General features: G+C 47.7%; 17 protein-coding genes and 1 tRNA gene. 10 read left to right on the plus strand and 8 right to left on the minus strand.

Features of this window, described 5'->3' with window-relative positions:
* Nucleotides 1-62: 62 nt before the first annotated feature.
* Entirely contained in the window at nt 63-701 is a 639-nt protein-coding gene (locus tag UF06_RS17885; RefSeq protein WP_045571658.1) for a hypothetical protein, read from the plus strand.
* Between the two features lie 267 nt (nt 702-968).
* Here UF06_RS17885 and UF06_RS17890 read toward each other — a convergent pair whose 3' ends face one another.
* The 4 genes from UF06_RS17890 to UF06_RS17900 form a co-directional block, all read right to left on the minus strand.
* Nucleotides 969-1724, minus strand: coding sequence for a hypothetical protein (locus UF06_RS17890; RefSeq protein ID WP_045571659.1), 756 nt, complete (start codon nt 1722-1724; stop codon nt 969-971).
* A gap of 62 nt (nt 1725-1786) precedes the next feature.
* On the minus strand, nt 1787-1924 hold the full coding sequence (locus tag UF06_RS26945; RefSeq protein WP_020329561.1) for a hypothetical protein: 138 nt from the start codon (nt 1922-1924) through the stop codon (nt 1787-1789).
* Between the two features lie 10 nt (nt 1925-1934).
* Nucleotides 1935-2087, minus strand: coding sequence for a hypothetical protein (locus UF06_RS17895; RefSeq protein ID WP_020329560.1), 153 nt, complete (start codon nt 2085-2087; stop codon nt 1935-1937).
* Between the two features lie 1070 nt (nt 2088-3157).
* Nucleotides 3158-3242: transfer RNA gene (locus UF06_RS17900), tRNA-Leu, on the minus strand.
* 192 nt (nt 3243-3434) lie between these two features.
* Between UF06_RS17900 and UF06_RS17905 the strand changes: the two genes are divergently transcribed.
* Nucleotides 3435-3908, plus strand: a complete 474-nt coding sequence (locus UF06_RS17905) for an RDD family protein (protein ID WP_045571660.1) — start codon at nt 3435-3437, stop codon at nt 3906-3908.
* 29 nt (nt 3909-3937) lie between these two features.
* Here UF06_RS17905 and lptG read toward each other — a convergent pair whose 3' ends face one another.
* The gene (gene lptG, locus UF06_RS17910; protein ID WP_045571661.1) at nt 3938-5008 is read right to left on the minus strand and encodes an LPS export ABC transporter permease LptG; all 1071 of its coding nucleotides are present in this window, start codon (nt 5006-5008) and stop codon (nt 3938-3940) included.
* Between the two features lie 3 nt (nt 5009-5011).
* Nucleotides 5012-6112, minus strand: a complete 1101-nt coding sequence (gene lptF, locus UF06_RS17915) for an LPS export ABC transporter permease LptF (RefSeq protein WP_045571662.1) — start codon at nt 6110-6112, stop codon at nt 5012-5014.
* Between the two features lie 193 nt (nt 6113-6305).
* On the opposite strand from lptF, the gene pepA reads away from it, so the two are divergent.
* The 5 genes from pepA to UF06_RS17940 all read left to right on the plus strand — a co-directional run bounded on the left by pepA (nt 6306) and on the right by UF06_RS17940 (nt 12453).
* The gene (pepA, locus tag UF06_RS17920; protein WP_039430544.1) at nt 6306-7817 is read left to right on the plus strand and encodes a leucyl aminopeptidase; all 1512 of its coding nucleotides are present in this window, start codon (nt 6306-6308) and stop codon (nt 7815-7817) included.
* Between the two features lie 65 nt (nt 7818-7882).
* On the plus strand, nt 7883-8332 hold the full coding sequence (locus UF06_RS17925) for a DNA polymerase III subunit chi (protein ID WP_045571663.1): 450 nt from the start codon (nt 7883-7885) through the stop codon (nt 8330-8332).
* A gap of 94 nt (nt 8333-8426) precedes the next feature.
* Entirely contained in the window at nt 8427-11285 is a 2859-nt protein-coding gene (locus tag UF06_RS17930) for a valine--tRNA ligase (RefSeq protein ID WP_045571664.1), read from the plus strand.
* Nucleotides 11286-11501: 216 nt separating this feature from the next.
* Nucleotides 11502-11912, plus strand: coding sequence for a DUF2061 domain-containing protein (locus UF06_RS17935; protein WP_045571665.1), 411 nt, complete (start codon nt 11502-11504; stop codon nt 11910-11912).
* A gap of 46 nt (nt 11913-11958) precedes the next feature.
* The gene (locus UF06_RS17940) at nt 11959-12453 is read left to right on the plus strand and encodes a GNAT family N-acetyltransferase (protein WP_045571666.1); all 495 of its coding nucleotides are present in this window, start codon (nt 11959-11961) and stop codon (nt 12451-12453) included.
* 1 nt (nt 12454) lies between these two features.
* Here the strand turns inward: UF06_RS17940 and UF06_RS17945 are convergent, their stop codons facing one another.
* Both UF06_RS17945 and rraB read right to left on the minus strand, forming a co-directional pair.
* Nucleotides 12455-13255, minus strand: a complete 801-nt coding sequence (locus UF06_RS17945) for a hypothetical protein (RefSeq protein ID WP_045571755.1) — start codon at nt 13253-13255, stop codon at nt 12455-12457.
* Nucleotides 13256-13416: 161 nt separating this feature from the next.
* A complete protein-coding gene (gene rraB, locus UF06_RS17950; RefSeq protein WP_045571667.1) occupies nt 13417-13839 on the minus strand; it encodes a ribonuclease E inhibitor RraB in 423 nt (140 codons plus the stop codon).
* 566 nt (nt 13840-14405) lie between these two features.
* Between rraB and arcA the strand changes: the two genes are divergently transcribed.
* The 3 genes from arcA to pyrB all read left to right on the plus strand — a co-directional run bounded on the left by arcA (nt 14406) and on the right by pyrB (nt 17983).
* Complete coding sequence (gene arcA / locus UF06_RS17955; RefSeq protein ID WP_039440179.1) at nt 14406-15626, plus strand: arginine deiminase; 1221 nt, start codon at nt 14406-14408, stop codon at nt 15624-15626.
* 142 nt (nt 15627-15768) lie between these two features.
* Nucleotides 15769-16773: an ornithine carbamoyltransferase gene (gene argF, locus UF06_RS17960; RefSeq protein WP_045571668.1), complete on the plus strand. Its 1005-nt coding sequence runs from the start codon at nt 15769-15771 to the stop codon at nt 16771-16773.
* Nucleotides 16774-17053: 280 nt separating this feature from the next.
* Nucleotides 17054-17983, plus strand: a complete 930-nt coding sequence (pyrB, locus tag UF06_RS17965; RefSeq protein ID WP_039430559.1) for an aspartate carbamoyltransferase — start codon at nt 17054-17056, stop codon at nt 17981-17983.
* The last annotated feature ends 7 nt before the right edge of the window (nt 17984-17990 follow it).

Genomic DNA, 17990 nt, shown 5'->3' on the forward strand with positions numbered 1-17990 from the left:
TATCCTTTACGACTACATGGTCAAGTGCATGCAGGAGTTAGCGAAAGCGGAACCTGATATCGATGCACTCCTGCCTTGGAACTTCAAACACTAACAATATCGCCCCGTGGGTTCATGGGGCGGATACCTCACAAAAAGCATGGGAAACAAAGCAACCAACTGCTGACATCGATATCCTGCCACGAGTTTACTCATCAGAAAGCGACTCTGATAAAGAGCCACTTTATTTCCTCAAGCCAATCGGAACCCAAGAAGATCCAGTATTGCTTGAAGAACAAAGAGACTTCTCTGATCTCCACCAGAACCTACACTTTTCCAAAAAGAAACCAAAGGGTGTGACCAAAGGCGATATCGTCATAACAACAGCCGTTGGAGCAGGTTCCTTGCTCAGCTACTTCAAAGTCACCGGAGATCTGTTTCCGGTTACGGAAGAAGAAATCAAACAAGAAGCATGGAAAGAACGCTGGCCTTGGTATATGGAAGGACAAAACCATAGCTGTGACTTCGGTGGCTCATGGTGGGAATATGACATTAAACGTAACACAGCATTAGAAGAATTCCGACAACTTTATCCCACTATTCCAGTGACGAAGTCAGGAAATTTCACTCTAGGCACGCTTAACTTCGGTAACGATAAAGTTCAGATAACTAAAGAATTTGGCGAGTTTTTAATAGGCAAAATCAAGAATTGCATAAAGTAAAAATAAAAGCCGAACGATACAACACGAAGTTATATGGTTCGGCTTTACCCACCCCTATCCCTAATAAACCTTGAACCGTTTCAGCTACTTGCCTCAGCGTTTTCACCTAGTCAGTGACAGATTACAAGGTTATCCGAATACCTATACACGACCTCAACTTTAAAGCTAAGGTGGTGCTCATGATGAAAGGTATTTGTTGTTGAACTGGCATCCAGTTCTGCTTTGAGGATTGAGCCCCTCATAGGCTATTGGGTTTTCGCGTTAATCTTAAAACGGCAATAACTCACTCTGCAAGCCAAGTTTCATTAACTTTTGATAGAAAGAAAACTGCATCGGAGCAACGTGTTTAATACTGAAATAATGCGACGTCGCTTTACTGTCCGCTTTACCCATATTCTTTGCCCAATCAATAATATTATCTTGCCTTAGTATTCTCTCTAAAGACACTTCAAATTCTTCTATTAATTTATCCACATTATCGCAATCTATAACTCTCCATATATACCAATTAGCCTCTTCGTTATCTGCGTGGCTTAGAGCTTTAAAGTCACGAATATGGGGTTGATAAACTATCTTCTCTCCATCTTGCACTTGTTTCCATTGGATAAGTCCTGCTCGATATTGCAGTAGAAGTTTATAACCTCCGTTTCTCTCTATCACAACGACCCTAAATACGCTCAATTGTTTTTTATACTCACGGGAGGGATCTAAGCGGATCTGGTGTTTAAAAATGACATTACCAGAAATTTTAACGTAATGAATTACCAAGTCTTCGCCATCTGGCATGAACTGATAGTACAGATGCTCCATTTGTCGCTTAAGCAGATGACCATAGTTATTGATAAAATAACGCATTTGCCTCTCAGTAGCGGGGGCTAAACCATTTAACCACCGAGACGCTAAAGAGCCGGAAGACCCACTCAAACCAGCCTTCTTCTCAATATCTTTATTCGTGTAATTGCCTTCTTGTTTAGCAATTTTCAACAACTGCCTTGTGTATTTGTATTTTTTATCGTCACTCATCGTCATGCCAACCAACTGTTATTTAAAAGAAAGCCGATGATATTTAATCATCGGCTTTCATCTTAGTCATCACCTAAATAATCATCGTTATTAGGATTGTGAGCATCCGCCCAATCATCCATATCTGCATCATTATTCGGGTTATTGATATCTGACCATAGGTCTAGTTCGTCTTGTGACATATCCGAAGTATCAATCATATTGAATCTCCTATTTTTTGCCTTGGTAACGTGAGTTATTCGGGTTCAATTGATTAGCTCTGTTATCAAGAACTTTCTGGTACGCCGTATTGTGACCAGAAGTTCCTTTGTTACCATTGGCTTGGTTTGCTTTATGATCGTTCTGTTTATTACCGTTGCTCATCGTTCTATCTCCTTTGTTGAATGAACGATGACATTGTATGAGAGTCAATTTCGTAGCGACGATGATGGGACGGTAATTGTTCAGTGATTCTTAGTGATATTCAGTGATTTTGGACGAATGAGTGAAAAATGTCATAGCTTAAAAGGGAAACTACTACTGTATTACCTACCGATTTCGCCACCAGAGCCACTAACATAGTATTAATAATAACCAGTACAACAGCGGCCTACGGCAAGCTGTTGTACTGGTTATTATATATTTAATATAAAAATCCCAACCAAGACCTAGCCCTCATCTATCAAGCCACATCCACGTAATCCTACAACTACCGACACCAGCAACAAGTTTAGAGTCCATAACTCACATAGACACTCGCTCAAACCACATATTTTTCCACGGTACGCCACTCAGTGCACTAATCTCGCACACAACTCACCAGATAGTACCAAAATCATCACTCAGCGAGCTTAGAGCAGCGATATTCACGCACTGATGGGTAGTAGTAACTATGAGGAAAGCTACCGCTAATCGCGCTTAGATAATTGCAATGTAAGGGGGCAGAGAGTTTAAGGGGATTTAGTCGGAGGATGATTGAGCAGCATTCACTATTATCGCCAATGGTTGTTGATTTGAGAGTGCTTACTAATAGATGTACTACCCCAACGCACTTACCACACACACCGCAAAACCTCCCATAACAAAACGGTTTTCTACCATCCATCAAAACGATCAGAAACCACATAGCAGCCAAACCAGAAGCGCATAGCACCGTAAAGTCACCATGGTACGACCATGGTTCTTCCACTCCGCAGCCCTTGGTAATACTAGCTTACGAGTTAGCAGTCACCGGAGTTTGTTGGATTTACTAGGATTCCCTTGCGCACAGAATCGTCATGCGATGAACCATATATGGACCATGGGAGAAATTTAAAGGTTGATAAAGGAAGTTTATCGGGAGAGATTTTTCGCTAATAGCAGGAAAGGAAAGCGGAGGTAAATACCTGAAAAGTAGAATATTTTCAAACATATAAAACGACGAAAGGCCGCTATAAAAGCGACCTTTCTATATATGGTACCGGTGGGCGGACTTGAACCGCCACTCCCGAAGGAAACGGATTTTGAATCCGTCGTGTATACCAATTTCACCACACCGGCATCTTTAGGCTATTGCCTTTCGATGCTTGGCATTATACGTAAGCTTTTCGGTTGTGCAAGAGCAAAAGATTGAAATAATTACCGTTTGCCTAGATTTTCGCCACAAATGAACACAGTGTGCGTTAGCTCTCTTTTATTCCAATGGCGAGAACTATATCCTGACGCCCGATTTTAACGGTAAGTGATGCATTTATGACTATAACAACATTGCCACCTGCTGGCCTGTTCCGCCGGCTTGCGGCGCTTTTTTATGATGCCCTGATTATTATTGCCCTAGAGATGATTGCTGCTGGCGTAGTGATGGCAGTGCTCTTCGCTTTAAATGGGATGGGAATACTAAGCTATGGGGAATATCTCGATGCCGCGGATCTGCTCAGCAGACATCCGATATTTAGCCCAATGTTTACCTTCTACTTAGCGGCGGTGTGGGTCTATTTCTTTGTCTTTTTCTGGACCCGAGCAGGGCAGACGTTGGGTATGCGCGCTTGGAAGATTCAGGTAAGAAATCAAGAGGGGACGATGATCAGCACCACTCAAGCCTTGATTCGTATCGCCACTTCCGCCTTTGGCCTTGCCAACCTCGCTGTGCCTTTTGACCCTCAGAAACGAGGGTTCCATGATATTTGGGCAAAAACCCAAGTCGTAGTGTTGCCTGTGGCAAAATAAGTAATGGAAGGCCGAAGCCTTCCATTTTTTTATAATTTCCGATTGAGCAGCATCACCGCGATAGTTAAAAAGACGATACTGGGCGCAATGGCACCAAATACAGGGGAAATGCCGTAGACCAAGCTGAGCGGACCGAAAAATTCGCTGGAGATATAAAATGCGAATCCGGCAATTACACCAGACAGTACCCTCGCCCCCATAGTCACACTTCGCAGCGGGCCAAAAATAAACGACAGCGCCATCAGCATCATCACGCCAATAGAGATAGGTTGAGTGATCTTACGCCAAAACGCTAATTCATAGCGAGAAGCATCTTGCTCTGACGCTTTCAAGTAAGTGACGTAGTGATACAATCCACTGATGGAAAGCTCTTCAGGTTTGACGGTGACCACGGCCAGTTTGTCTGGAGCCAAGGACGTTTCCCAATCCATCTGCTCTAGTGACTGCTTAGTAATCACCTTCTCATCTTGCATATTGGTGATTTGCACGTAGCGCATCAGCCAACGATTGTCTTGTAAGTAGTCGACTTCTTCAGCAAACACCACTGCTTGCAGCTTTTTGTCAGCATCAAAGCGCCACATGTTCAACCCGTACAACTTATCGTCATCCACTTTGCCGATAAAGATGAAATCATTGGCATCTTTGGCCCAAACCCCACTGCGCACCGAGACAATGCTGCCGCCAGAAAGGGCAAAAGCGCGTAAGTCTCGCGCTAACTTCTGCGCTTCAGGAGCGCCCCACTGGCCTAAAGTCATCACAACCAACATCAGTGGAATCGCTGTTTTCAGCACTGAGAGGCCGATGTCCAACTTAGAAAATCCCGCCGCTTGCATCACCACTAACTCTGAGCTAGATGCCAACATGCCTAGGCCAATCAGCGCCCCAAGTAATGCGGCCATGGGGAAAAACATTTCGATATCGCGTGGAATGCTCAAAACAACAAAGTAGAGCGCGTGCAACAGATCGTAAGCTCCTTTGCCGACTTTACGTAGTTGTTCCACATATTTGATGATGCCGGAGAGGCCGACAAAGGTGACCAGAACCAAAGAGGTGGTGGCAACGATGGTTCTACCAATATAAAGGTCTAGAATTTTGAACACGAGTTACGCCAACCTTTTCTTCTTAAAATTGTCTTTCATGCGTCGCACCGGAACACTGTCCATCAGATTGACCAAGATCGCCACCAACAGCAGCATGCCATTAATTGGCCACATACCAACCGATGTTGGAATGTCCCCTTCTTCTAATGCCGATTTGGTGGCACTGATCGCTAAGAAGTAAGCGAGGTAGATCAAGATAGCAGGCCCCATCTTGGCAAATCGGCCTTGACGTGGATTGACCGCAGAGAGAGGAATCACCAGCATGGTCAGCAGTGGAATACAGACAAACAGTGAGAATCGCCATTGCAGTTCAGCTTGCGCTTCACGATCGGGGTGACCAATTAAGTCCAGCGTTGGCGTTGCGTCCCAATCTCGACCCCGATACTTCACCGCTCGCTGACCGATCAGCCCGTCATACTGGGCAAATTCGGTGATCATATATTCAACGCGTGTCGGAATGCCCTCATAGCGTGTCCCCTCTTTCATTGAGATGATCTGCCTGCCGTCAGACAACTCTTTCACCTCGCCAGAGCTGGCAAACATCACACTAGGAAGAATTGAGTCTCGGGGTAATAACTGTGCGACAAACACATTAGACAGCTGCTTGTCTTTAATATCGTCAATGAAAACCACCGAAGAACGGTCAGGTGTGAACTGAAATTGTCCTTTTTTCAGTAAATCGACGCTGTTCTCGGCCGCCACTTGCTCAGTCAGTTGCTCTACTTTATCCATCGACCAAGGAGAAAGCCAAAGCGCGTTGAAAGCCGCCAAGCCAGAGGTCATCACAGCGAGATAGAGGGCCGCTTGGATGAGAAATTTATTGCCGATGCCAGTAGCATTCATGACGACAATTTCACTTTCGGCGTAGAGGCGACCAAAAGTAATCAAAATACCGATATACAAGCTCAATGGCAGCATCAAAAGCCCCATTGAAGGCATATTCAATGCAACCACTGAAACAATCAGACTAGTAGGGATATCACCATCCGACGCATCGGCCAGTACGCTAATGAACTGTTGGCTGAGAAACACCAAAAAAAGTACGAAAAAGATCGCAAATTGGCTCTTGAGTGTCTCGCGGATCAAATATCTAACAATAATCACGCTGAAATTACCTATACAAAACTTGTTTTTTTGGTCGAATCACTATAGTTTCCCGTTGAACCTTTTATTTTTTTAAAAAACTGACTAAATGTTAATCTGAGCTTTAACAGAGTAGACCGAGAATAGAATTCAACAAGTAAGCGGTCATTATCTAACATTTAGAACTATTTGTCTTCAGGATGTAGGAGTACGCATGGAGTTCAGTGTAAAAAGTGGCAGTCCAGAGAAACAACGTAGCGCATGCATCGTTGTTGGTGTGTTTGAACCACGTCGCCTTTCTCCAGTAGCCGAACAACTCGATAAAATCAGTGACGGTTATATTAGTTCATTGCTTCGCCGTGGTGATCTCGAAGGTAAACCAGGCCAGATGCTACTGCTGCATCAAGTACCGGGTGTGCTTTCTGAACGTGTTCTTTTAGTCGGTTGCGGCAAAGAACGCGAACTGGGCGAACGTCAGTACAAAGAGATCATTCAAAAAACCATTAACACGCTCAACGAAACAGGTTCTATGGAGGCCGTATGCTTCTTAACTGAACTGCACGTGAAAGGACGTGACACGTATTGGAAAGTACGCCAAGCCGTTGAAGCAACGAAAGATGGTTTGTACACCTTTGATCAGTTTAAGAGCGTAAAACCTGAAACTCGTCGCCCACTGCGCAAATTGGTATTCAACGTACCGACTCGTCGTGAACTGAACATGGGTGAGCGCGCTATTACTCACGGCCTTGCGATTGCTTCTGGCGTGAAAGCGTGTAAAGACCTCGGCAACATGCCACCGAATATCGCCAATCCAGCCTATTTGGCCTCTCAAGCTCGCCGCCTAGCGGACGACTACGACACCATTTCTACCAAGATCATTGGCGAGCAAGAGATGGAAAAGTTGGGCATGACCTCTTACTTGGCGGTTGGCCGTGGTTCGAAAAACGAATCCATGATGTCGGTCATTGAGTACAAGGGTAACCCAGATCCAGACGCTAAACCGATTGTACTGGTCGGTAAAGGCCTCACATTTGACTCAGGCGGTATTTCGCTCAAACCCGGCGAAGGCATGGATGAGATGAAGTACGACATGTGTGGTGCGGCTTCGGTTTTCGGCACGATGAAAGCGGTGGCAAAACTCAAACTGCCACTCAACGTGATTGGCGTGCTAGCAGGTTGTGAAAACATGCCGGGCAGCAACGCATACCGCCCAGGTGACATCTTAACCACCATGTCAGGTCAAACGGTCGAAGTGTTGAATACCGACGCGGAAGGCCGCTTGGTGCTGTGTGATGCGCTCACCTACGTTGAACGTTTCGAACCAGATTGTGTGGTCGACGTAGCGACGCTAACGGGTGCGTGTGTGATTGCCCTTGGCCACCACATTACTGGTGTGCTTGCGAACCACAACCCATTGGCACACGAGCTGGTGAATGCCTCTGAGCAAGCAAGCGATCGCGCATGGCGTCTACCGATGGCAGATGAATACCATGAGCAACTTAAGAGTCCATTTGCGGATATGGCCAATATCGGTGGCCGTCCTGGCGGCACCATTACTGCGGCCTGTTTCTTGTCTAAATTCACCAAGAAATACAACTGGGCTCACTTGGATATCGCGGGTACGGCGTGGCGCTCTGGCGCAGCCAAAGGCTCAACGGGCCGTCCGGTCTCAATGCTGGTCCAATTCCTATTGAACCGCAGCGGCCACCACGAAATTGAAGAGTAATACTCTCAACAACAAAAAGGGCCTCAAGGCCCTTTTTTAATCGTTCAACCTAAGGTTAAACGACGATGCAAAGAGCCACGTTTTACATTATTCAGCCACAAAGCCCTCAAGCGAGTGACCTCGGATTCGCCCACTACGTGGTGTTTCTCGCTCATCATTTTGCTAAGCAAGGGGCCAAAGTGTATCTCAACTGCAACAGCAAAACTCACGCCGAGCAGATGGCGGAGTTTTTTTGGCAAGTCGAACCCGAACAGTTTGTCGCGCACAATTTGGTCGGAGAAGGACCGAAATACGCCACCAACATTGAGATCGGCCATTCTGCTGTGCGCCCTTGTTGGAATCGGCAGTTGGTCATAAACTTGGCGGAAAATGAGACAACCTTTGCGAACCAGTTTGCTGAGGTGGTAGACTTCGTCCCTTGCGAAGAAAAAGCTAAACAGCTCGCGAGAGAAAGGTATAAAATCTACCGCCAAGCTGGTTATCACTTGCAAACCATCGAAATTGAACACAACTAACCGTCAATCCTTATAGTTAAGCTCTCTCTTTAGAGAGTTCACTTATAGAGATTGACTCAGATTCAACCATCAACGTATCCATTTAAAGAGCGCTATGGAAAAGACATACAACCCAACTTCAATCGAACAAGCTCTGTATCAGACTTGGGAAGAGCAAGGCTACTTTAAGCCACACGGTGACACGACGAAAGCGTCATACAGCATCATGATCCCGCCGCCGAACGTCACAGGTAGCCTACACATGGGCCACGCGTTCCAAGACACCATCATGGATACGCTGATCCGTTGTGAACGTATGAAGGGCAAAAATACCCTTTGGCAAGTCGGTACCGACCACGCAGGTATCGCCACTCAGATGGTGGTTGAGCGTAAGATCGCTGCAGAAGAAGGCAAAACTAAGCACGATTACGGTCGTGACGCTTTCATCGACAAAATCTGGGAATGGAAAGGCCAATCAGGCGGCACCATTACTCAGCAGCTTCGTCGCCTTGGCGCGTCAGTCGACTGGGATCGTGAGCGCTTCACCATGGATGAAGGCCTGTCGAATGCGGTTCAAGAAGTGTTCGTGCGTCTATACGAAGATGACCTCATCTACCGCGGTAAGCGCTTAGTTAACTGGGATCCTAAACTGCACACCGCGATCTCAGATCTCGAAGTTGAGAACAAAGAGACTAAGGGCCACATGTGGCACTTCCGCTACCCGCTAGCCGATGGCGTAAAAACCGCAGATGGTAAAGACTACATCGTTGTCGCCACCACACGTCCAGAAACCATGCTCGGCGATACTGGTGTGGCGGTGAACCCAGAAGATCCTCGTTACAAAGATCTGATTGGTAAAGAGATCATCCTGCCTATCGTTGATCGTCGTATCCCAATCGTAGGCGATGAACACGCCGACATGGAAAAAGGTACAGGCTGTGTGAAAATCACCCCAGCGCACGACTTTAACGACTGTGAAGTGGGTAAACGTCATCAACTGCCGATGATCAACATCTTCACTTTCGATGCCAACATCCGCGACGCTGCAGAAGTGTTCACCACCAACGGTGAGCCAAGTGATGTGTACTCCACCGAGATTCCAGCCAAATACCAAGGTATGGAGCGTTTCGCGGCGCGTAAAGCGATCGTGGCGGAATTCGACGAGCTTGGCCTTTTGGAAGAGATCAAAGATCACGACTTGACAGTGCCATACGGCGACCGTGGTGGCGTGGTGATCGAACCTATGCTGACTGACCAATGGTACGTGCGCACTGCACCGCTGGCAAAAACCGCGGTTGAAGCGGTTGAAAACGGTGACATTCAATTCGTACCTAAGCAATACGAAAACATGTACTTCTCTTGGATGCGTGACGTTCAAGATTGGTGTATCTCTCGTCAGCTGTGGTGGGGTCACCGCATTCCTGCTTGGTACGACAACCAAGGCAATGTTTACGTAGGTCGCAGCGAAGAAGAAGTTCGTCAAAAGCACAACCTAGAGTCGGTGATTGAACTACACCAAGACGAAGACGTACTGGATACCTGGTTCTCTTCTGCGCTATGGACGTTCGGCACGCAAGGTTGGCCAGAGCAAACAGACGATCTGAAAGTCTTCCACCCTTCAGATGTACTGGTGACGGGTTTCGACATCATCTTCTTCTGGGTTGCGCGCATGATCATGATGACCATGCACTTCGTCAAAGACGAAAACGGTAAGCCACAAGTGCCATTCAAAACCGTTTACGTTACCGGCCTAATCCGTGATGAAAACGGCGACAAGATGTCGAAATCGAAAGGTAACGTGCTTGACCCAATCGACATGATCGATGGTATCGACCTAGAGTCTCTAGTAGAGAAGCGTTGTGGCAACATGATGCAGCCTCAGCTAGCAGCGAAGATCGAGAAGAACACACGTAAGACATTTGAAAACGGCATTGAAGCATACGGTACAGACGCACTGCGCTTTACGCTTGCTGCAATGGCATCCACAGGTCGTGATATCAACTGGGATATGAAGCGTCTGGAAGGTTACCGTAACTTCTGTAACAAGCTATGGAACGCCAGCCGTTACGTGATGATGAACACCGAAGAGCAAGATTGTGGCTTTGGCGGTGGTGAGATCGAATATTCACTGGCGGACAAATGGATCGAATCTCAGTTTGAACTGGCAGCGAAAGCGTTCAACAACCATATCGACAACTTCCGTCTCGATATGGCAGCCAACACCCTGTACGAATTCATCTGGAACCAATTCTGTGACTGGTACTTAGAGCTAACCAAACCCGTTCTATGGAAAGGGACTGAAGCACAGCAACGTGGTACGCGTCGTACGCTAATCACAGTGCTGGAGAAGACGCTACGTCTGGCTCACCCTGTGATTCCTTACATCACCGAAACCATCTGGCAAAGCATCAAGCCACTGGTTGACGGTGTGGAAGGCGAGACCATTATGCTGCAAGCTCTGCCTCAATACGATGAAGCGAACTTCAACCAAGCAGCGCTCGATGACATCGAGTGGGTGAAAGCCTTCATCACCAGCATCCGTAACCTACGTGCTGAGTATGACATCAACCCAGGTAAGCCTCTGTCTGTAATGCTAAAAGCGGCGACAGAAGAAGATGCTGCGCGCGTTGAAGCGAACAAGCAGGTACTGATTTCTCTGGCGAAGCTGGAGTCAGTACGCGTGCTCGCAGCCGGTGAAGCAACACCTGCGTGCGCGACAGCACTGGTCGGTAAATCTGAGCTGATGATCCCAATGGCGGGCATCATCGATAAAGATGCCGAGCTTGCTCGTTTGGATAAAGAAGTAGCGAAAACACAAGGCGAAATCAAACGCATCGAAGGTAAGCTGGGCAACGAAGGCTTCGTGGCAAAAGCCCCTGAAGCGGTTATCGCCAAAGAGCGTGAAAAGCTGGAAGGTTACAAAGAGACACTCGTCAAGCTAGAAGAGCAGAAGACAACGATCGCGGCACTTTAATCGCTAAAAGTTAGAAGTTAAGGATCAAAGGGTTGATGTGAAAGCATCAACCCTTTTTGCATTTTATGGCTCGAACGCGTTAGAAGATATCGCTTTCTCATTCCATCCCAATCAATAGTTTTTATCTATCAAACTAATCTTAACTGCCCATTAGAATTAATGATAACAATTCTCAATAATAGACTTATCGAAACAACGCAACGATGAGTCATTATCATGAAAAAGACACTAACTTTTGCAGCACTTCATTTTACGGTCGCTTTCACTGTCGCCTACATGTTAACTGGTGACATCCTCATCGGCAGCTTGATCGCCATGATTGAGCCCTCAGTGAACACCGTGGCATTTTACTTTCATGAGAAAACATGGGCGCAAGCACCCGCATTAAAAGCGCGTCAGTGGATGACCAAACTCAAAACCGCCAGCTTTGCGACCGTCCATTTCAGCGTGGCGTTTTCCGTAGCCTACCTGTTGACTGGTGACCTTTTGGTCGGTGGCATCATGGCGATGATTGAACCTTCGATCAATACAGTAGTGTACTACTTTCATGAAAAGGTCTGGTTACGCCACAGTGCAAGCAAACAAACGCGCGATTCACACCGTTTTTGTTTGCACCCAACGGCATAGCCACTCTATAGTTTTGGCCATCGTGAACTGAAATATGAATGGTCTTATGTCAAAAGAGATGGAATTTGTCTTACGCCCTATCACGGTTGAGGATAATTCCTCAATTGCCCAAGTTATTCGCCAAGTCTCGGCCGAATATGGCTTAACCGCCGATAAAGGCTACAGCGTTGCCGATCCGACACTGAACGATTTGTACAGTGTCTACAAGCAACCACGCGCTGCGTATTGGGTGGTGGAACATCAAGGCGAAGTGGTCGGGGGCGGTGGCTTCTCGCCGCTCAGCGGCGCTGAAGATATTTGTGAACTACAAAAAATGTATTTTTTACCCATTTGCCGCGGCCAAGGGCTGGCCAAGCAAATCATCGCCTTGTGTAAAGCGTTGGCGAAAAACATGGGCTATCAACAATGCTATCTTGAAAGCACCGCCAACTTGAAAGAAGCGCTGGCACTGTATGAAAAAGTCGGCTTTCGCCATCTCGATGCGCCACTGGGCAACACCGGACATGACGCCTGTGAAGTGGTGATGATCACTGATCTATAATTCACCACACCCAATGGGTGACACAGAGATCTTGGCTAAGCGCCACTGAGAACTCTTGGCGTTGCCCATCGAGTTCCACCGTCAGTGAGTAAAGATCTCGCGGATCGGGATCGTTGAGATCGGCATAGCGCGGCGCTTCGATCTGAAACAGCGCGCAGGCGTGTGCCGCTCTCACATCAATCGGGATCTGATACGTCATACCGTTGAACTTCACCGCCGCCGAGACTAAGCCGGGCGCAAAAGTTTGATAATAAAGGTCAACCTTAAACTCACAGCCACCGCCGTGATGCCAGATCTGCTCGGTGGTGATGTGATCGAGTCGCACATGACGGATAAATTGCAGATACGGCACTTGCCAGATGCCGATACGCTCATCGCTTTTTTGATAGCCATTGGCCGTCAGTACGCACACACCCGGCTCATCTTCGTCAAACAGTAAGGATTCTTCTTCCTCAAGAAAAAGGATCTCGAAACGATTTCGCCCCAGTTGCAGGTAAGGTCGGATATCTTTGCGATAGACAAGTTGACTTTGGTCGCAATCAAACACCGCTACCCCATTGAGGCGCACCTCAGCATGATAATCAACCCCACCGAGTACCAGCTCAACCGCAGGAAAGACCAGCATCGCCTCGTCAACCTCAATGTCATGCATCAAATGCCACTCTTGCTGGGCAATTTCCTGCTCTGAGAGATCGTCAGGCAAAATTTGGCTCAGCGGAGCGGGAAAAGTAATGTCATCTTGAGCGATGGAGATATCGGTAAGAGGAGAAAGTTGCCAAAGGCCGCTAAGCGAGAGTTGCATAATAATATTGAGCCAGATCAAATTTGCGCCATTATACGCACATTCGTATCGCAGAGGCGAGACATCGCGGCGTAGATTAATGACCACATAATCAAATCGTTTGGTGGCGAGCAAAGCAGGCAATAAAAAAGCTGGCGTTTGCCAGCTTTCAAATCAAGCGATTAATCTTCGTAATCGTCGTCTTCGTCATCATCAGGGTAAAGCGCGTCTTCGCCTTCGTAGTACGTGCCCCAACCGTCATAAATAATGTCATATTTTTCAGCTAGATGAACCAGTTTCTCAACTTGGGCGTCAATCGCTTCGGCATCAAGGGCAGATTGCATGGTCGCATCACAGCAAAGCAAGATCCTACCATCTTCATCTTCGGTCTCTTCCGCTTCCAAAACCTCAAAACCCATCTTAAAGGCTTCAACCACCGCTTTTTCCAGCGTCTCAAAGTCTTCGGCAAACAGATGGTGCTCAATTTCATACAGAGCATCAGGATCGCTGCCATCCTCGAGTAGGGCAGCAATAATATCGCGAGTATCTTCCTTTTGAATCTCGATTAATTCTTCAACTGACAGATATTCATCTTCGTGAGACATGGTTTAGCTCCGGAATCGTAACTCTAACTTGGTTCATCGTTAATGCGGTGAAATATGGCATGGATCGAGCGGAAAAGCCACCGACAAACTCTTTTCCCCTTTATCTTTCTCTGCTGCGGCGAGCAAAAGTCACAAGCACGCCAACTTTGCTACACTAAATTAACAAATTTACCTTTTCAGTAAGATTCAGAAGATCCTACGTGAGCAAAAACGGACGGCTAATAAATATAATTGCCTAAAATTTGCCGCTTCATTCACGATTAAATTCTGTCAAAAAGTAAGATTACGACTAATGGAGCGGCAATAAGTGCATATTATTGAATGCTTATTCAATCATTTCCTGAGATTGTTCAGCCAGGGAGCGCTAAGAGACGCGCATAAAAACGCATATTTAGCCCTCTACAAGGATGAACACCAGACTGAGCCATAACTCCAATATTGAAACAAATAATGGCATAAACAACCATTATAAAGACAAAATGCAGAATTTAAACAAAGCAAAGTGATTTGCATCTTATAGATAAGGTTGTCATAAATAGCGGCAGGATAAATTGTAAGGATGCAAAATGAGTAAGCTGTATGTCGGTTCCGAGGTCGGTCAACTGCGACGAGTGTTGCTAAACCGCCCAGAACGAGCCCTAACCCATCTCACCCCCTCCAACTGCCACGAGTTACTGTTTGATGATGTGTTAGCAGTTGAGGCGGCGGGCCAAGAACACGATGCGTTTGCCAACACACTGCGCAGCCAAGGGGTTGAAGTGTTACTGCTGCACGATCTCTTGGTTCAAACCCTAGCCGTGCCGCAAGCCAAACATTGGCTGCTGAATGTGCAAATTTCGGATTTTCGCTACGGGCCGATTTTCGCCCGCGATCTGCGCCACTATCTCTCTGATATGGACGATGAGCATCTGGCAACCATTCTACTCGGCGGATTAGCCTACTCTGAACTGCCGATCAAATCCGCGTCTATGCTACCGAGAATGAAGCGCCCGCTGGATTTCGTCATTGAGCCGCTACCCAACCATCTCTTCACCCGCGACACCTCGTGTTGGGTATATGGAGGCGTGTCACTCAACCCAATGATGAAAGCGGCGCGCCAACGCGAAACCAACCATTTACGCGCGATTTACCAATGGCACCCGACGTTTGCAGGGCAAGATTTCATCAAATACTTCGGTGATGAAGACCTGCACTACGACAACGCCAATATCGAAGGAGGCGATGTGCTAGTGATCGGCAAAGGCGCGGTGTTAATTGGTATGTCTGAGCGCACTACGCCACAAGGGGTAGAAAACCTCGCGGCGAGCCTGTTTAAGTCCGGCCAAGCAAAAGAGGTGATCGCCATCGACCTGCCGAAACACCGCTCTTGCATGCATTTAGACACCGTCATGACGCACATGGATGTCGATACCTTTTCGGTCTATCCAGAAATCATGCGCAAAGATCTCGATACTTGGCGCCTCACACCGCAAGGAAACGGTGAAATGCGCGTCGAGGCATCGCATAACTATCTGCATGCTATCGAAACGGCTCTTGGTTTGGATCAGCTCAACATCATCACCACAGGTGGCGACAACTACGAAGCCGAGCGCGAGCAGTGGAATGATGCCAATAACGTGCTGACCGTCAAACCGGGCGTGGTGATTGGCTACGAGCGCAACGTCTACACCAATGAAAAGTATGACAAGGCAGGGATTGAGGTTTTAACCATTCCCGGCAATGAACTGGGACGCGGACGTGGCGGCGCACGCTGCATGAGCTGCCCGATTGAACGCGATGACATTTAATCTCGCTAACTCCTAGCCTTTTCAACAAAAACCGATGTTTACGCATCGGTTTTTCCTTACGCAAATAAAAATATTTATTCACAAATATAGCATTTATATGTTTTACTAGGGCCATAACTCTTCATAGAAAAAGGGCTGGCTCATGGCATTTAATCTTCGCAATCGCAATTTTCTCAAGCTGCTGGACTTCTCGCCGAAGGAAATTCAGTTTTTGCTGGACCTCTCCGCGCAGCTGAAAAAAGCCAAGTACGCCGGAACCGAGAAGAAAACCTTACAAGGCAAGAACATCGCGCTGATCTTCGAAAAAGCGTCGACCCGTACACGCTGCGCGTTTGAAGTGGCCGCTTTTGATCAAGGAGCACAGGTTTCTTACATCGGTCCATCCGGTTCGCAAATCGGCGACAAAGAGTCGATGAAAGATACCGCTCGGGTGCTCGGGCGAATGTACGATGGCATTCAGTATCGCGGCTTTGGCCAAGCGATTGTTGAAGAGCTTGGCGCGTACGCAGGCGTGCCCGTTTGGAACGGCTTGACCGACGAATTCCATCCCACGCAAATTCTTGCAGATTTCCTCACCATGCTAGAGCACGGCCAAGGTAAAGCGTTGCATCAAATCAAATTTGCCTATCTTGGCGATGCGCGCAACAACATGGGCAATTCGCTCATGGTTGGCGCGGCCAAGATGGGCATGGACATTCGTTTAGTCGCGCCGAGAGCCTTTTGGCCGGAAGAGGAGTTAGTGGCCCTTTGCCAAACCATTGCCAGCGAAAGCGGGGCAAAAATCACCTTGACCGAAAGCGTCGAAGAGGGCGTAGCCGGGTGTGATTTTCTCTACACCGATGTGTGGGTTTCAATGGGCGAAGCACCGGAAGCGTGGGATGAGCGCGTGGCGCTGATGAAGCCGTATCAAGTCAATATGGCGATGCTCAAGCAAACGGGCAATCCTGCGGTGAAATTTATGCACTGCTTACCCGCCTTCCATAACGATGAAACCGTCATCGGCAAACAAGTGGCCGAAAAATATGGGATGAAAGGGCTAGAAGTGACAGAAGAGGTGTTTGAATCAGACCACTCAATTGTCTTTGATGAAGCAGAAAATCGCATGCATACCATCAAAGCGGTGATGGTGGCAACGCTGGGCAGTTAACCGAAACACAAGTGAGTTAATCGATTATATTGGCGCGTAAAAGCTTGATGTAATCGCTTGCGCTCACGCGCTTGATGCGTATAATACCCGGCAATTTGTCCGAGGGTTATGAAATGACAATGCGTTTGACAACCAACACAGCACGACGAGCAGGCACTCAATCTCACCTGCATGGCGCTGTTTCTTCTGTCGTTGCATTGACTAATCCGATTGATTTTTAAAGCCTCCCGTAATGGGAGGCTTTTTTATTGCCTGAAACATTCAGATAGGGAAGACGACTATGACAAACTCGCTTTATAAAAAGCACATTATTTCCATTCCGGAGCTGAGCCGTGCTGAGCTGGAATTGATTGTCAAAACGGCTGGTCAACTCAAAGCAGAGCCAAATCCAGATCTGATCAAAAACAAAGTGGTGGCGAGCTGCTTCTTCGAGCCCTCGACCCGTACCCGCTTGTCGTTTGAAACGGCGATTCAGCGCATCGGCGGCGACGTGATTGGCTTTGACGATGGCGGTAACACCTCGCTGGCGAAAAAAGGCGAAACACTGGCCGATTCCGTGCAAGTGATCTCTAACTATGTGGATGCGTTTGTCATGCGCCACCCGCAAGAGGGCGCAGCGCGTTTGGCGTCGGAGTTCTCAAACGGCGTGCCCGTGATTAACGCGGGCGATGGTGCCAATCAGCATCCAACGCAAACCCTGCTCGATCTGTTCACCATTTCTGAAACCCAAGGCCGCTTGGACGAGCTCAACGTGGCGTTTGTCGGCGACCTCAAGTATGGCCGCACGGTCCACTCGCTCACTCAAGCACTGGCGAAATTTAACAACATCCGTTTCTTCTTTGTCGCGCCAGATGCGCTGGCGATGCCAGAGTACATTCTGGAAGAGTTGGATGAAGCAGGCATCGCCTACAGCGTGCACAACGACATGGACAGCGTGATCCCAGAGTTGGATATTCTCTACATGACCCGCGTGCAAAAAGAGCGTTTCGATGCCTCGGAATACGTGCACATCAAATCGGCTTACATCCTCACCGCCGCCATGCTGGAAAATGCCCGCGATAACTTGAAAGTGCTGCACCCGCTGCCACGCGTCGACGAGATCACCACCGATGTGGATAAAACGCCTTACGCCTACTACTTCCAACAAGCGGGCAACGGCGTGTACGCGCGTGAAGCCCTGTTAGCCCTAGTTTTGAATGAATCACTGTAATCGGAGA

The organism is Vibrio sp. S234-5 (genome assembly GCF_000960595.1).
GTDB lineage: Bacteria > Pseudomonadota > Gammaproteobacteria > Enterobacterales > Vibrionaceae > Vibrio.

What these genes read in the sequence shown, in the direction of transcription:
- UF06_RS17945 (WP_045571755.1), bottom strand. Translation starts at nt 13,255, where the DNA reads ATGCAACTCTCGCTTAGCGGCCTTTGGCAACTTTCTCCTCTTACCGAT.
- UF06_RS17935 (WP_045571665.1), top strand. Translation starts at nt 11,502, where the DNA reads ATGAAAAAGACACTAACTTTTGCAGCACTTCATTTTACGGTCGCTTTC.
- rraB (WP_045571667.1), bottom strand. Translation starts at nt 13,839, where the DNA reads ATGTCTCACGAAGATGAATATCTGTCAGTTGAAGAATTAATCGAGATT.
- UF06_RS17885 (WP_045571658.1), top strand. Translation starts at nt 63, where the DNA reads ATGCACTCCTGCCTTGGAACTTCAAACACTAACAATATCGCCCCGTGG.
- UF06_RS17930 (WP_045571664.1), top strand. Translation starts at nt 8,427, where the DNA reads ATGGAAAAGACATACAACCCAACTTCAATCGAACAAGCTCTGTATCAG.
- argF (WP_045571668.1), top strand. Translation starts at nt 15,769, where the DNA reads ATGGCATTTAATCTTCGCAATCGCAATTTTCTCAAGCTGCTGGACTTC.
- UF06_RS17890 (WP_045571659.1), bottom strand. Translation starts at nt 1,724, where the DNA reads ATGAGTGACGATAAAAAATACAAATACACAAGGCAGTTGTTGAAAATT.
- arcA (WP_039440179.1), top strand. Translation starts at nt 14,406, where the DNA reads ATGAGTAAGCTGTATGTCGGTTCCGAGGTCGGTCAACTGCGACGAGTG.
- UF06_RS17925 (WP_045571663.1), top strand. Translation starts at nt 7,883, where the DNA reads ATGCAAAGAGCCACGTTTTACATTATTCAGCCACAAAGCCCTCAAGCG.
- UF06_RS17895 (WP_020329560.1), bottom strand. Translation starts at nt 2,087, where the DNA reads ATGAGCAACGGTAATAAACAGAACGATCATAAAGCAAACCAAGCCAAT.
- UF06_RS17940 (WP_045571666.1), top strand. Translation starts at nt 11,959, where the DNA reads ATGTCAAAAGAGATGGAATTTGTCTTACGCCCTATCACGGTTGAGGAT.
- pepA (WP_039430544.1), top strand. Translation starts at nt 6,306, where the DNA reads ATGGAGTTCAGTGTAAAAAGTGGCAGTCCAGAGAAACAACGTAGCGCA.
- UF06_RS17905 (WP_045571660.1), top strand. Translation starts at nt 3,435, where the DNA reads ATGACTATAACAACATTGCCACCTGCTGGCCTGTTCCGCCGGCTTGCG.
- pyrB (WP_039430559.1), top strand. Translation starts at nt 17,054, where the DNA reads ATGACAAACTCGCTTTATAAAAAGCACATTATTTCCATTCCGGAGCTG.
- UF06_RS26945 (WP_020329561.1), bottom strand. Translation starts at nt 1,924, where the DNA reads ATGATTGATACTTCGGATATGTCACAAGACGAACTAGACCTATGGTCA.